Source organism: Catenulispora sp. EB89, from assembly GCF_041261445.1.
GTDB lineage: Bacteria > Actinomycetota > Actinomycetes > Streptomycetales > Catenulisporaceae > Catenulispora.
The window spans coordinates 167010-183045 of sequence record NZ_JBGCCU010000006.1; the positions used below are offsets into that span (position 1 = coordinate 167010).

Below are 16036 nucleotides of genomic sequence, written 5' to 3' on the forward strand. Positions count from 1 at the left end.
AGCAATCACTTCACAACAGCCATCGCCGAACAGCCAGCGCCACGGTGCGAACCTCCGGACGCGCGAGGATCGAGGCATGATCGCCGTCAGCTGAAATCACTGTAAGGGATTGCAGCAAGGAACCCCATCCAAGGTCGGTCTCATGGTCTCGGACGGCAGCGAGCGGCCCGTCGTGCTGTCTGGTCGCCCGCACCAGTAGAGCCTCGATGTCGGAGGAATCGGGGCGGTAAGCGTTGAGTTCGGCTCCGTGTGCCGCCGCGACACTCACCGTGCGCCGCAGTATTCCGTCTCCCTGCGCGTCGTCCAACGCCCGCACCAGGGAGTGCATGCCGGCCGCGGCAGCCGCGTCGCGCGCAGCTTTGTCGCGCTCCTCCGGCGCCAAGCTGAGGAACTCGGAATAGCTGTGGGCGGGATAGACCCCCGCCTGCCGCAACCAGTTCCATATGAGAGTCGACATCAGGTCTTCCTCAGTCGAGATGGGGAACAGATCACCGGTAGGCGCCGGCGAATCGATAAGGAGCAACCGGACCTGTTCCCCCTCGCTCCGCAGCTGCCTGGCCACCTCGTAAGCCACCACGCCACCGAATGACCATCCACCAATGCGGTAAGGACCCTTCACAGCCGCCTGCTTGATGGTCCGCACATGCCGCGCGGCGAGTTCCTCGACACTGGAAGTCGACGGGTCCTGAACGGTGAGCCGGTTGTCGTCGCAGGCCAGAACGCTGATGTCACCCAGCGCGTCGGCCAATGGCGCGTAGCTTAGGACTCCTCCACCTTGCGGATGGATCAGGATCAGAGGAGGGCCCGAGCGGGCAGCGAGCTCCACCAGCGCCACGGATCCAGGAGCTGCCACCAACGGCGCGAGACGGCCTGGGGTCGGCGCATGTGCGATGACATACGGCGGGAGCGCCACCCCCGTCTCTTCTTCGATGCGCCTGAGGAGGCGGACCCCCAGAAGCGAGTGACCCCCCTGGTTGAAGAAATCAGTACGCGGTGTCGCTTCGATCCCCAAGACTTCGGACCACAACCGGCATAGGACGCGTTCGATCCCATCGCGGGATTCGTCATCGATCCGCTCGCCGTCGGGAATGGCAGGATTTCGGCCTGCTTCGTCTTCGGAATCGGAGGACACCCTGCTGCGCGCCTGGTCGACGTGTCCAGGCCTGGCGAGTCCTCGCTCGGCGACCCACAACCGCTGACGGTCTTCGAAGGATCCCCTGGAAACCACGATCCAGCTCAAGCCCTCGGCCGCCAAAACCCGGCCCATCGCCTCGATCGCCTCTTCGGCACTGAGTTCGAAAGCGTCCAGGCTGGAACGGCCGCCGTCGCGAAAGCTGGTCGCCCCCACTCCAGGCCAGCCGTCCCAGCTCACGGTTACCCAGCGGGTCGCAGTGCGCCTGCCGGCCTCGGAGCTGAATCCGTCCAGGACCGCGTTCGCTGCCGCGTAGGCGCCGAGTCCCAACCCTCCCAATACACCGGCATTCGACGAGAAGAGCACGCAGAAATCAAGCTCGGTGCCCGCGAGCACTTCAGCCAAGGCACGCGCGCCGCCCACCTTGGGCAGGAGTTGTTCAAGCAGGTCCTCGCGATCCGTCGCGGACCCACGACGCGGAACCGAGCGTCCCCTGGTGACCGCAGCCAAGTGGAACACACCATCCAACCGTCCGAAGCTGCGCTTCGCTTCCTCGACGGCCCTGCGTACGTCCTCCACTCGGCTGACGTCACCGGACACATGGCGCACGGCTGCCGCGTCCCTCGTGTACGGCGGTGTGTCTTCGGGTCGTCGACGGGAGAGCAGCACCACATTCGCCCCGACCTTGTCGATCAGGTGGCTCACGAGCAGCTGTCCGATCCGACCGAGTCCACCGGTGAGCAGGTAGGTCTTGCCCGCTGCCGGCACTCTCGGCCCCGGCTCGGAGCGGAGCCCGACTTGCACGAAATTCCTGACGAATCGGTGTGCTCCCCGATATGCGACCACGCGATCGGTCGAATCGGCGGAGATCTCCGCGACCAGCGTGCCCGGGTCTGCTGCATTCGCAGGATCGCTGCCGGGGTCCAGGATGATCCAATCGAACCATTCGAGTTCCTGGGCCAGACTGATGCACAAACCGGCGAGCTGTCGCCGCTCGGGGCAAACACAGTCCCCGCCGTTGACCTCGTGCAACCCGTTCCCCACGATGACGAACCGGATCCGTGAGGCACTGTCGCCGTCAAATCGACGGACCAGTTCCAGAAAACCCGCGGCCCGATCGGCTTCGCCCTCGACCGGATCGCCACAGGGCTCGTCGTCGACACCGAAGACCACAGTCGTCGGCCGCCAGGCCGGGTCCTCGGGCATGCCGACCCAATGGCCTCCTGGCATCCGGTGCGCCACCGTGACTTCATGATCCGCGAGGCCGAGAAGGGCGGCCAAGTCTCCAGGGTCGCTGAGTCCGGCGAGCAAGATTCGGCCGGCCGCACCCGCGCTCAAAGAAAGAGGCGACACCGACGGCCGCCAGACCGGCGCGTAGAACCAATCGTCGAGCGGCCGTGCTCGTGGCGGCTCGGCACCGGCGGAAGGCTGGCGATCGTTGGCGAAGGGATAGGTTGGCAACGGTACCCGGCCGCGCGGTGTGGTTCGGTCTTCGATCCCATGGATCGTCGCGCCGTATTCCCAGACACGCGCCACCGCCAACGCGACGAGGCGTGAGTCGTCGCGGTCCGGCGGACAGACCGTCACCACCCCTTCCCGCGAGCCTTTCGCACGGGACACCAGCGAACTGAGATCGTGGCCCGGGCCCACTTCGACCAGGATCGGGGTCGGCTCCAAGCTCAGGGCCGTCCTGATACCCGCAGCAAAATTCACCGGCTCACGCAGTTGGCGAACCCAATAGTCGGGATCGGTGAACTGCGCGGCGTCGGCCCAGTCACCGGTCAGGTTGGAGATCAGAGGCGTCTTCGGGCGGTGGAAAGACGTCGACGCCATGTGAGACCGGAAGCCCGGCAACCCGGGATCGAGCAATGCCGAGTGCGCCGCCGCCGCGATGGGCACCCTGCGCACTTCCACCTGCTGCACCTGGAGCTTCCGCTCGAATGCGTCGATATCCTGATGGCTCCCCGAGACCACAGTGAAGTCGTCGGTATTGATCGCCGCGATGGACAAGCCCGCAGGCAAGACCGCGGCGACCGCGGAAGCGGGCAATGCCACGCTGAGCATCGTCCCGTCCGCACGGTCCAGCACCTGCGATCTCGCTTCGACCGCGGCGGCCGCGGTCCGCAGGTCGAAGACACCGGCGGCCAGCGCAGCCGAATACTCTCCCAGACTGTGACCGATCAGTGCCGCGGGCCGCACACCTCGGGCGAGCAAGGCCTCGGAAAGCGCGTATTCGAAAGCGAAGATCGCCTGCAGCGTGATGGAAAAGGGCACGGCGTCCCGCACTTGGTCCACGAGGAATCGGCGTACCGAAGCCCGAGTGTGTTCGCTGTAGGCTGCGACACATTCTTCCAGTCGCTGACGGAATATCGGTTCGGACGCCATCAGAGCCGTAGCGGCCCCGGCGTGAAGTGTCCCGCCGCCCGGGAACATGAAGACCACGGGAAGCTCCGCACCCGACCGCCGGGTACCGCCGGACACGCCGAGTTCTGAAATAAGCTGCTCCACGCTCCCCGCGGCGAAGGCACTGCGATATTCCATCGGCCGGCGGCCACGGGCCAGGGTGAAGGCGACGTCCGCGAGTCCGGTCGTGCCGCTTGCGGCGAGATGATCGGCGAGCTGGCGGCGTCGGCGGTCGACCGCTTCGGCACTGGCCCCGGACAGCATGATGACTTCCGGGACATGAGCCGAGTCGGGTGCCGACCGCACGGGCGGTTCTTCGACGACCACGTGGGTATTGGTGCCGCCGATCCCGAAGCTGCTCACCCCTGCTATCCGCAAGCCGGCCGTTTCCCATTTCTCGAGCTTCCGGCAGATCTCGAAAGGCGATTCGTCCAATCGGAGCTCGGCATTGGCCTCCTCGAAATGCATTGTCGGCACGAAGAGCCCGTCACGAACCATAAGGCAGGTCTTAATGAAGCCTGTGATACCCGCTGCGATGTCGAGATGCCCGACATTACCCTTCACCGAGCCCAGCCGGACCAGGTTGTCGACGCCTGCGAATACCTGTCGAAGCGCGGCGATCTCGATCGCGTCACCCAACGCGGTGCCGGTGCCGTGGGCCTCGATATAGCCAACTTCGGAAGCCTTCAACTCCGCGGTCCGGTGGGCATCGCCGACCGCTCCGGCCTGGCCCACCGCGCTCGGCGCGCTATAGCTGACCTTTTCGCTTCCGTCGTTGTTGAAGCCGTATCCGCGCATCACGGCGTGAATCGTGTCCCGATCGGCCACCGCATCGTCCAGCCGTTTCAAGACCACCGCGGCGACGCCGTTGCCGGGCACGGTGCCGCCCGAACGCCGGTCGAACGGCCGGCACCGTCCATCCGGCGAGAGTATTCCGCCGCTGGTATAGATGTATCCCCTGACTTGAGGTGTTTTCACCGCCGCGCCCCCCGCGACGGCCAGGTCGCAGTCACCGGCGAGCAGACTCTGCGCCGCCAAGATGACGCTCAAGAGCGAAGTGGAACACGCCGACTGGACCGTCATGGCGGGTCCCGTCAAGTTCAACTTGTACGCTGCCCGTGTCGCCAGGAAATCGTTGTCGTTCCACAGCGAGACCCGCCAGGCCTCATCAGAGTCCGGATCCGTCGGAACAGCGAGCCGCGAGACGTGGGTATTGGTGCCCGCGCCGGCGAACACACCCACTCGTTGCGCGCCGGCAACACTGTATCCGGCATGCTCCAGCGCAGACCACACCACATGCAAGAAACGTCGCTGCTGAGGATCCATCACAGCCGCTTCACTCGGCGCGATTCCGAAGAACGCGGCGTCGAAGTCTTCGGCGTGCTCCAGCGTCCCACGGGCCGCTACGTAGCCGGTCGACCGGATTCGGACCCGATCGCCGCCGGCAGCCACGAGCTGCTCCTCGCTGAACCGGCTCAGGCATTCCTCGCCTTCCTTCAACCGCGACCAGAGCTCGTCGACCGTACTCGCGGCTGGGAACTCGCCCGCCATTCCGACGACCGCGATCTCGGTGCCTCGGGATACGGTCATGCGGGCCTCCGTGCGTCCAGACGGCGACGCAGGCGGTCACGCCCCGCCGACACGCGCGCCGCCTCCAGCGCCGGGTCGGCGGCGTCGGACGACTCCCGCCCGGCGATGAATCGGGCTTGGCTGGCCACAGTCGGGAACTGGAACAGATCCACTACCGACCCGGGCCAGCCCGATGTCTCAGCCAGACGGGCATGCAGTCTGATCACCAGCAACGAGTGACCTCCGACGTCGAAGAAATTGTCGTGCACTCCTACCGAGCCCAGGCCCAGCAGCTCACACCAAACCTTCGCGACAGCCGGCTCTAACGGTTCCGATGGTCCGGTGCTTGGCGCCGCAGTCTTCACTGCCGAGGGCTTGAAGTCGGCGCCGACGGACAACGCCTTGCGGTCTGTCTTGCCGTTGGGAGTACGAGGTAGTTCGTCCACAACGGCCAGACGACTGGGCAGATACTGCGCCGGCAGGCTGCGGGCCGCGTAATCCCTGATCTCGGCGAGATCACCGGCCCGGCCTTCTCGCTCTCGCAAGACCAGGAAGGCTGCCAACTCGTTCTCCCCGCGATCGGACACGACCGCCGCAGCCACCGCCGTAACGTTCGGATGCGAGCCCAGGGCGTGTTCCACTTCTCCCAGTTCGATCCGCATGCCACGCACCTTGACCTGGTCGTCTCGCCGTCCGAAGAGTTCCAGCCGGCCCTGCGCGGTCCAGCGCCCCACGTCGCCGGTCCGGTAGAGCCGCCCGCCGCCGGCGCCTGTCGGGTCGGGCACGAAGCGGTCGGCGGTCAGGCCGGCCCTGCCGAGATAGCCGCGGGCCAGCCCCGTCCCCGCGATGGCGACTTCGCCCCGGACCCCAACTGGGGACGGCATTCCCCACGGATCAAGCACATAAATCGCCGTGTTGGCGATCGGCGTGCCCACGCCGGTCTCACGGCCCGTAACCGCGCCACGGCTCGACCAAATCGTCGTTTCGGTCGGGCCATACACGTTCCATACCCGCAGGCCCAGCCGAATCAGGGCTTCGGCCACGGCCGCCGGCAGCGCCTCGCCGCCCGTCCAGGCCTGCATGCCCGGTCGGCCGCGCCAGCCGGACTCGATAAGCAGGCGCCACACCGTCGGCGTGGCCTGCAGGACAGTCGACTCCTCACGATCCATGAGAGCCCCGAGTTCCTTGGGATCAAGCACTTCCGCAGCCGCCGCGAGCACGAGCGTGCCACCGACGGCCAGAGGGAGGAACAGCTCCAGTCCCGCGATGTCGAAGGACACCGTGGTGATCGCGGTCAGTCGATCGTCGGCTGACAGTCCCGGTTCCTCTTGGAAAGAGCGAATGAGATTGACGACGTTGCGGTGGGTGTTCATCGAGCCCTTGGGCCGTCCTGTCGACCCGCTGGTATAGATCACATACGCCAGATTGTCCGGATGAACCCGCACCCGCGGCGCCTGAGCTGGCAACGCCGCGATCAACGGCCAATCCCGATCCAAACACACCACCGAACCACCGAACCCCCGCACCCGCCCCAGCAAAGACTCCTGCGTCAACACCACCGAAGCCCCACTGTCCTGAAACATGTACTCCAACCGCTCCGCCGGATACCCCGGATCCAACGGCACATAAGCCGCCCCGGCCTTCAACACCCCCAACAACGCCACCACAAGATCAAACGAACGCTCCACACACACAGCCACCCGCGACTCCGGACCCACCCCCGAATCCCCCAACAAGCGCGCCACCCGCGCAGAACGCTCATCCAACTCCCGAAAACTCAAACCCTCCCCACCAAACCGCAACGCCACCCGATCCGGAGTCCGCGCCACCTGCTCCGACACCAACTCATGCACCAACACCCCACCACCGAACTCAACCCCCGTCGCATTCCACCCCCCCAACAACGCCACCTCACCGGGGGAAATGGACTGGATCTGGGACATCGGGGTGTCGATGTCGTCGAGCAACGACTCGACGAGAGTCTGGAACCGCTCGGCGAACAGCGAGATCGTTTCGGCCGAGAACAGGTCCTTCGCGTACTCGATGGAGCAGCCCAAACTGTCCGGCGATTCGTCGACGAACAGAGTCAGATCCAGTTTCGCGGTATCGTTGTACACCAGCCGATCAGTCATCTCCAGGCCGCCAAAACGACGAACCGTGCCCGCCTCCTGGTACACGAACATCACCTGGAAGACGGGGTTCCTGCTGGTATCGCGCGGTGGATCCATGACTTCGACCAGGCGCTCAAACGGGAGGCTCTGATGCTGGAAACCGCCGAGCGACGATTTCCGGGCCCGCGCCACCGCTCCGCGAAAGGTCGGATCACCGCTAAGGTCGACGCGGAGGGCCAGAGAGTTGAGGAAGCAACCAACCAGACGGTCGAGCTCAGCCCGCGTACGAACCGTCATCGGAACGCCGACGACCAAGTCGGTCTGTCCGGACTGCCGGGCCAAGAAGATCTGGAACGCGGCCAGCACGGTCATGAACATCGACGCCTGCATGTGTGCTGCCAGCTCGTGGAACCGGTCGAGGACCGTCTTAGGAAGACTGAACCTGTACAGCCCGCCTTCATACGACGGGTAGGCCGGCCGCAGTCGATCACCCGGTAGTTCCAGGTAGGCGGGCGCCCCGTCCAAATGCTTCTGCCAGTAGGCGAGTTCGGCCGCGTAAGCGCCGCCTTCACTGCGGTCACGCTGCCAGGCTGCGTAATCGAGATACTGGATCGAAAGCGGAGGAAGCGTCCGCCCGGCGTACAGCGCTCCAAGGTCGTCGAGCAAGATGCCATACGATGCCGCGTCGCTGGCGATGTGCGGCGTCACCAGAAGAAGCAAGTGTTCTCGTTCACCAGCCCGGATGAGGGTGGCGCGGACCACCGGACCGGTCTCCAGGTCGAATGGACGTCGGGTTTCCTCACGCACGACGTCCTGGACCCGTCCGGGCCGCTCGACCAGTGGATGCCCACGCAAATCGACCGTGCCCAGTTGAATCGGGCCGGCAGGTCGCACCCGCTGGACTGGCGAACCGTCGACCATCGCGTACGTGGTGCGAAGGATCTCGTGCCGTTCCACCAGGCTGTCGAGGGCCGATGAGAAGCGGTCGAAATCGAGCTCCCCCGTCAGCTCCGCCAAGTGGCTTACGTTGTAGAACGGGTTGTGCTGGTCCAACTGCTGAAGGAACCAGAGGCGGACCTGCTCAAACGACAGCACGCCGCCGCGGGCCCGGTCGCCGGACACCGGCATGATCTCATCGCTTTCCTGCCCGATGGCGACCAGCGTGTCGATCCGATAGGCCAGAGCGGCAACCGTGGGGTCCTCAAAGAACGACCGGATCGGAAGGTCGACCCCGAATCCGCTGCGGCATGCGGTCACAACACGCACCGCCATGAGCGATTGCCCACCGAGAGCAAAGAAATCGTCGTCGACCCCGATTTCGGCGGCGCCGAGCACCTGCCGCCAGATCGCGGCGACCTGGTGCTCGGTCGCGCTCCTCGGCCCAACGAACTCCGTCGCCACTGCACGCGTGAATTGCGGCTTGGGCAAGGCCTTCCGATCGAGCTTGTCACTCGGGGTGCGAGGCAAAGCCTCCATGACGGTGAAAAAACTGGGCACCATGTAGTCGGGCAGCGTCCGGGCCAGAGCAGTCCGCAAGACCTCGGGATCGAGCTTGCCACCCGGTGACAGCGGCGTCACGTAGGCGGCGAGTCGTGCATGCTGTGTTCCCGCGTCGACCGCGACGACTGCGGCTTCCCGCACCCCGGCGACCTCGGCCAGCGCGGCCTCGATCTCGGCCACCTCGATCCGGAATCCGCGAATCTTGACCTGGTGGTCGAGCCGCCCCAGATACTCCAGGACGCCATCTTCTCGCCACACGGCCAGGTCACCGGTCCGGTAAAGCACAGCGCCCGTCGCCCCGCCGGTATCCGGCACGAAGCGCTCGGCTGTCAGCCCCGCCCGGTTCAAATAGCCACGACTCACCTGGACGCCGCCGATGTACAGCTCGCCGGGGATGCCAACGCCCGTCGGGAGCATGTCCGCGTCGAGGACGTGCACAGTGGTGTTCGCGAACGGCCGGCCGATGGGTGCCGAGGACCCGTCTTCCATCGTGCACTGCCAGGCCGTCACGTCCACTGCGGCCTCCGTCGGGCCGTAAAGGTCGTGAAGGTCGATCGCGGTCAGTTCTCCGAGCGCGCGGTCACGAAGCTGCGGCGACAAGGCCTCGCCGCTGCACATCACCTTTCTCAGAGAACCGGAACTGGCGGGCGTGCGGCTGTCGAGGAACGGACCGAACGCCGATGGCACGAAGTGGGCTACTGTGACACCCTCGGCATCGATCAGGCTCGAAAGGTATTCGGGGTCCTGATCACCGCGTGGCCGGGCGAGCACCAGTCGGGCCCCCACCGACAAAGGCCAGAACAACTCCCACACTGACACGTCGAAGCTGGTCGGCGTCCGCTGCAGGACAGTGTCATGACCATCGAGGTCATACAGGCGCTGCATGTGATTCAGGAAGTTGACGACGTTGCGGTGGGTGTTCATCGAGCCCTTGGGCCGTCCTGTCGACCCGCTGGTATAGATCACATACGCCAGATTGTCCGGATGAACCCGCACCCGCGGCGCCTGAGCTGGCAACGCCGCGATCAACGGCCAATCCCGATCCAAACACACCACCGAACCACCGAACCCCCGCACCCGCCCCAGCAAAGACTCCTGCGTCAACACCACCGAAGCCCCACTGTCCTGAAACATGTACTCCAACCGCTCCGCCGGATACCCCGGATCCAACGGCACATAAGCCGCCCCGGCCTTCAACACCCCCAACAACGCCACCACAAGATCAAACGAACGCTCCACACACACAGCCACCCGCGACTCCGGACCCACCCCCGAATCCCCCAACAAGCGCGCCACCCGCGCAGAACGCTCATCCAACTCCCGAAAACTCAAACCCTCCCCACCAAACCGCAACGCCACCCGATCCGGAGTCCGCGCCACCTGCTCCGACACCAACTCATGCACCAACACCCCACCACCGAACTCAACCCCCGTCGCATTCCACCCCCCCAACAACGCCACCTCACCGGGAGTGACGACGGGTAGCTCCTCGAGGGCGGCGTCCGGCTGCGAAACAGCGGCGGACAGCAAGGTGCCGTAGTGCGCGATCATCCGACGGATCGCCTGCTCGTCGTATCGATCGCTGAACGTGACCGAACCGTGCACCGACTCCTCGACATCGACGAACAAGTCGAGGTCGAAGGGCGACGCACCGTTCTCGATCTCCTCCACTTCCACCACGATTCCCGCTACAGCCGGCGGCACAGGGCTCTTGCCGCCCATGGTGAAAGCAATGCTGAAAAAGGGCGTAGTCCCGGGTACACGCCGCGGCTTCAGCTCTTCGACGAGCTTGTCGAAAGGCACGTCGCGGTGTTCGTAGGCCTCGACGAAGCTGGTACGAACAGCGCGTACCACATCGCGAAACGTCCGGCACGCAGCCAGATCAGTTCGCAGAACGATCGTCTCCACGAAGAAGCCGACCGCGTCGGACAGCTCCGGCCGGTCACGCGTGCTGAAGAAGGTCCCAACGACGACATCTTTGCGGCCCGTGTAGCGGCTCAACAGCACCTTGAACGCAGCGACCGCGATCACGTAGGCAGTAGCCCGCTCCGCCTGCGCGAGTTCGGTCACCGCGCCCGACCATTCGGAACCGAAATCGAACGGCGTGTTGGAACCAGCCGCAGATCGGCCGACTTCTCCGGAAGCCCCCCACCCGATGGGCAACTGCTCCGGTTCCGGCACGCCACGAAGCTTGTGGACCCAGTAATCCAGAGACTCTGCGTTGGAAGTTCCCGCTTCGAGATCGACAGCTTCCTGGAACCCTTCACGCGCGCCCGGATCAAAGACCTGCAGATCCTCCCCTGCCACCGCGGCGTCATAGTCTGCCGCGATCGCGTCCAGGACCAGCCTGATCGACGGGGGGTCGCACGCTATGTGATGCACGACGAAGATCAAAGCGTGATGCGTTTCGTCTAGGCGGGCCAGCACAAACCGGCACGGCGGCTCACCTGCGAGGTCGAAGGCCTTTTGAGCAGCGGCTCGAGCCAGCTTTCGCACTTCAGCACGCTTATCGGCCTCAAGCCGGGCCCCGACATCGACGAACGCGACAGCCGGAGCCTTCCCCTGCACACGCCGGGGTTCGCCATCGATCGACTGGAAGACCGTCCGCAAAGCGGCGTGCCGACTCACCACCGAATCGACCGACTGTTGGAGCAGTGTGGCATCCAGCACGCCGTGAAGCCAGACGATGTGCGCGATGTTGTATGCGGGACTGTCGGGATCAAGTTGTTGCAGGAACCACAGGCGGCCCTGCCCGGCCGAGAGCGGAGCTGAGGAAGGAAGCTGATCCGCGCAAGACATCTTCATGGTTCTGCAATCCCCACTGTAGACACTTCAGACGGCAGCCAACACACTACAGTACAGTCTCTAAGGAAGCCCGAAAAGTCTTCACTGTGAAGACTCTGGCGCAGGCTACCGCCCAGGTGTACGTTGCCGATGACCAGAGGCGACGCCGGGGCAGAGGTATCGCACACGCCTGGCTGAAGCCTTTGTTACGCATGAGAAGCGGCCCGGACAGCCGCCGCAGTTCCGCGTACCCCGGTGCCGCATCGCATCGGCGACTGACAAGCCGCGATCGATCCTCGATGCCCCCGTTTTCACTCCCCGACCCTGGCGGCGAACATGAAGATCAGCATCGTTGATGCCTTCACCGACCGGCCGTTCACAGGCAACCCTGCTGCGGTCTGCGTCCTGCCAGAAGGCACCTGGCCACCGAAGCACTGGCTGCAGGCCGTCGCCGCGGAGATGAATTTGTCCGAGACCGCGTTCCTCAAGCCTTCTCCAGCACGGCCTGAGAGCGAGTGGGAGCTGCGCTGGTTCACGCCCGCAACGGAGTCTCTACTATGCGGGCATGCAACTCTGGCGGCCACCCACGTATTGGCGTCCGACGGCTACGCCGTAGGCTTGATAGTGTTCAATACACGCAGCGGTCTACTCTCAGCGGAGGCGCAACCGGATGGCTTGATACGTTTGGACTTCCCACTCAACACACCTACCCCCACCGATAGCCACGCGACTTTGACGTCAGCGCTGGGAATCAATCCGACCGGCGTCTACAAGGTCGACAAGCTGTCGCATCTTCTCGCGGAGCTACCCGATGAGGCTTCAGTACGGGGGCTCACCCCCGACCCGGCCATGATCATGGCCCTACCCGAGCGGGCCTTGATCGCCACGGCCCGCGCGGACCAGCCGAACTGTGGCTATGACTTCGTCTCCCGCTTCTTCGCACCAAGAATCGGCATCCCGGAAGACCCGGTCACCGGCAGCGCCCACACCGCTCTTGCACCGTTCTGGAGTCGGCGACTGGGTGCCGGAGCGCTAAAAGGGCTGCAGGTTTCAGCCAGAGGCGGCCTGGTCGAAACCGAAGTAGTGGGGAACCGGGTGCTTCTTGCCGGTCGGGCCGTCAGGGTTTTCAACGGCGACTTGACCCATGGGAGTGCCGCCGCAATACGCCTCGGGCCCGATGCCAGACAGGGAGGGGAAGGCGATCGCGACGTGGTGTGGGGGCGTGAATCCAGCCCGCGGTTCGGTGTCAGGTAGGCGGCCGGCGGTAATGGTGTCGTCGCTTTCGATATGGCGGCCGTCAAGCGGCGTGACTGCGGCGTCGTCGGTCGCGCAGTCGCCGGACATGCTTCGGAGCCGAAAGTTGATCGATTCGATGACGTTGGTGGTTCTGCTATGGGTTAATCTCTTCGCAAGGCCGCGGCCCTTGCTATCAGGAGGCACATGACCCCGTTCGCCCAGCCTTGGTGAGCGAGGTCTTGGGCTGGCCAAACCCTGCTCAGCGAGGGCCGCGCCAGCTTGACCAGCCTGCTCGCCTGCCAACGGAGCACGGCGATAGCCTCGATGTGCCGGTCCTGGTGCCCATCGAGACCGCTCGCGTCCTGCTGGTAGCCAGCCTTTGCGCCGTCGGACGGCGCGTCTGCGCGATCCGCTGCTCGGCGCCCGAGTCCTGGCCAAGGTCGACGACGGCCACTAACACTCCGCTGACACACAGGCGCTGAAGTCCCCACGCTGGTGCGGGCCGTGACCCGTGTCTCCGGCGAGAATGCCTCGCCAGGTCAAGAGACGACCGGTTGGCGATCGCCGGTTACCGCTGGACGCTCTGTGCCCTCGCCGCCGCACCTGGAGCCCTAGCCCACTACGACTGGCCGCGACGCCAGACGAAATACCTCGCTCTCCCATGGTTCAAGCTCGCCACAGCCCTGGAGCGCTCCAGAGTCCGGCCTTGCGCTTGGTTGGCGGTTTTGAACACAGGGCCCTGTGTAACAGCGCCCCATCTGCCTACTGCTGTCTTGGTGTAAGCAGTAGGGAACGAGTAGCCGAGCAATGCATCCTGCTTGTGTGGATGGCGATCGCCCCATGACGGATCGCCGCCGATGGTTCTAAAACGACCGAGGCTAGCTGGGGCGATCAAAGGCAGCCGTATCGATACAAAACCTTTCAGAATAAGAGGTGCCAGAGTGCCATACGCTGGATCAGTTCAAGGTGAGCGTTCCCTGGTGTTCGTTCCAGGCCTCGCCACGACGAGTCGGCTCTTTTCGATCGTCGCAGCCAACCTCGCACGCGACCACCGCGTCGTAACGGTCGATTTGCCGGGCCATGGAGAATATAGGCAGGACGCGGAGCTGGCATCTCTGGCAGCGGCGGCCGACGCCGTCCGGGCGGTGATCGACACCTTGTCTCTTCGGAACGCGGTGTTGGTCGGGTGGGAGCTCGGATCGGATGTGGCTTACACGTTTCTCCAACTCTTCGGCACCGACCAAGTTTCGGCGGTCATCTCGATGGAAGAGAGTGCCCATATTGCGGGAGGAAGCGCCCGGGCTAACGGCCGGCAAGAAGATTTCACACCCGGAACAGGAGATGCGCAGGCAACGAGATCAGAGGCCGTCGAAATCACCAGGAAACTGATTCGCACCCTAAGGACTGCGAGAAATCTGGACTCCAAAATGCTCGCTGAACTGGAGAGTGACGCGCTGGCGTGCGATCCCAGGGCTCTTCAGTCCCTCCTGGCAGAGGCACGCGTTCGTGGCCGACAAGACTGGTCCACCATCAAAGTACCGACGCTCTTCGTTCGTGGCGCCAACACTTCCGCATTGCCCTTCGGAAGCGAAGCGCAGATTATCGATCCAGCTCGAGGAACAGAGCTCATCGTAATTCCAAATAGTGGGAATTTGCCATTCCTCGACGAGCCATCCCTCTTCTGCGATAAGCTACGGAGCTTCATGACCCAGTACGCCCCTCGAATGGCGCCGCAAGGTCTGTCACGATCCTGCGTACGGGTGCGCTCTCGCCGTCAGATTCCGTCCGGCGCTTCTTACGGAAGTCGCGCTACTTCGCCATACCGTACCCATATCTGGTAAATTCCGCACTGAGCTATGCCGCGGCATACAATCAAGCGACACCAGGCGCGTAGGCTCCATCCACGGGCTGTTCGCCATGCTCGGAACCGAGACATCGGTCTACCCCGATTCGACACCGCGATCCTCCTGCTGCTATTGAACTGCGGTGCTTAGATCGTAAACTACGCATAATCCTGGGCCTGCGAAATACCTGATACCGCGGTCCTTGATGGGCGAGGATTGCGCCGGATATGCGGACCGACGGAACGCGAGGCACTGCTCAGCAATATTTTCGCCCAGCCGGAGCAAGCCACCGAATGAGCACCGCGATCGTCAGCGCGCCGCACCGTTCAAGGCAAGGAAACACTGTAAAGCCGCAATGGTGTCGACCCACCTCTTAGGGGCCCTCATGACCGGTGCTCTGCAGCACGGTTCCGGCAACCGCGTACATAGTCGAGTATGCACTCGGTCTCACAGCCGATCGGGCAGACAGCCTCGGTGCTCGCGAGTCCGGCAGCGGCCTGGCCTGTCATAGCTGACCCGCTCCGACTTCTGACCATGCTCTCCCCGCGTTACAGCAGGTCAGCTTCTGGTCGTGACATGCTGTCAAGTAGTGAAGGCTCACCGAGCTTGGCCGTGGGGTCAGTGGCTTGATACATGTGAAGCACTCGTGACCTTCCCGGATAGCACCCTGGCCTCGGACGTTCATTGCCGTGGGCTGAGGCACCCTCTGGGTGGGCGGCTCGGGCCAGTTGGACCGCCGATGCCTCGCGCGTCCATGCATCGCGGCACCGTTGCTCCAATTACCGTGCACAACCATAGCTCTCCGACCGCAAATTTCTATCAAGAAGCTGGTCGGCAATTCTTGGTGCGAGGTTTTGGCATCCAGGGCCCGTACACCGGGTAGCCGCTGAGGTCGGCCCACATTCCATTCGACGATCCTTCTGGTGGCCATGTGACATGCGTGCGTCGAGCAGGTAGTGGAAGCACCACGAGAAACAAGAACCCGATGCCAACTCGTGCTGCCAGATGCCAACCAGGGCCAGAAACTCTCCCTGGACCTTCCCTGGACCACAATCGCGTTGAGTCCGGCGGTCGAAGTCGGCGTGATCTCGATGGTCCAGGATGGTCCAGGGAGATGGCCCAGGGTGGTCGAGGCGCTGATCCGGCAAGCCACAGGAAACACCGGTGCCGACCTGGGCCGCTGCAAGATTCGTCGCGGTTACCTCGAACAGCCGAATCCTTCCCGCAACCCCGGCGCGACCACGAACCCCTCCCCCATTACGATGCGGAATTTCACGCATCGTGCATGTTGTGGATCACGCCTTGTACCTCGAATGGCGGGGCTGCGGACTCTTAATCCGCGGGTCTCGAGTCCAAGTCTCCCCCGGAGCCTCCACGCCCGAACTGGGCGTTTCGCACTAATCGCACTACTCTCCTGATGGCCGGTGGGTCCCGGGTGGGGCCGAGGTGCGCCAGCG

Annotated in this window: 4 protein-coding genes; 2 read left to right on the top strand and 2 right to left on the bottom strand. The window is 64.3% G+C overall.

Translation table 11 applies throughout. The features are described 5' to 3' along the window. Positions 1 to 10: 10 nt before the first annotated feature. Positions 11 to 5125: an SDR family NAD(P)-dependent oxidoreductase gene (locus ABH920_RS15260; protein WP_370349624.1), complete on the bottom strand. Its 5115-nt coding sequence runs from the start codon at positions 5123 to 5125 to the stop codon at positions 11 to 13. Continuing rightward, a complete protein-coding gene (locus ABH920_RS15265) occupies positions 5122 to 11520 on the bottom strand; it encodes an amino acid adenylation domain-containing protein (protein ID WP_370349625.1) in 6399 nt (2132 codons plus the stop codon). The genes ABH920_RS15260 and ABH920_RS15265 overlap by 4 nt, the downstream gene beginning before the upstream one ends. Before the next feature lie 315 nt (positions 11521 to 11835). Here ABH920_RS15265 and ABH920_RS15270 point away from each other — a divergent pair, with 315 nt between their 5' ends. Together ABH920_RS15270 and ABH920_RS15275 are read left to right on the top strand one after the other, a co-directional pair. Beyond that, positions 11836 to 12753 (top strand): PhzF family phenazine biosynthesis protein, encoded by a 918-nt coding sequence (locus ABH920_RS15270; RefSeq protein WP_370349626.1) that lies wholly within the window; start codon positions 11836 to 11838, stop codon positions 12751 to 12753. Between the two features lie 962 nt (positions 12754 to 13715). Continuing rightward, on the top strand, positions 13716 to 14576 hold the full coding sequence (locus tag ABH920_RS15275) for an alpha/beta fold hydrolase (protein ID WP_370349627.1): 861 nt from the start codon (positions 13716 to 13718) through the stop codon (positions 14574 to 14576). The last annotated feature ends 1460 nt before the right edge of the window (positions 14577 to 16036 follow it).

Coding starts and splice junctions, on each gene's coding strand:
- ABH920_RS15260 (WP_370349624.1), bottom strand. CDS start 5,125: ATGACCGTATCCCGAGGCACCGAGATCGCGGTCGTCGGAATGGCGGGC.
- ABH920_RS15265 (WP_370349625.1), bottom strand. CDS start 11,520: ATGAAGATGTCTTGCGCGGATCAGCTTCCTTCCTCAGCTCCGCTCTCG.
- ABH920_RS15270 (WP_370349626.1), top strand. CDS start 11,836: ATGAAGATCAGCATCGTTGATGCCTTCACCGACCGGCCGTTCACAGGC.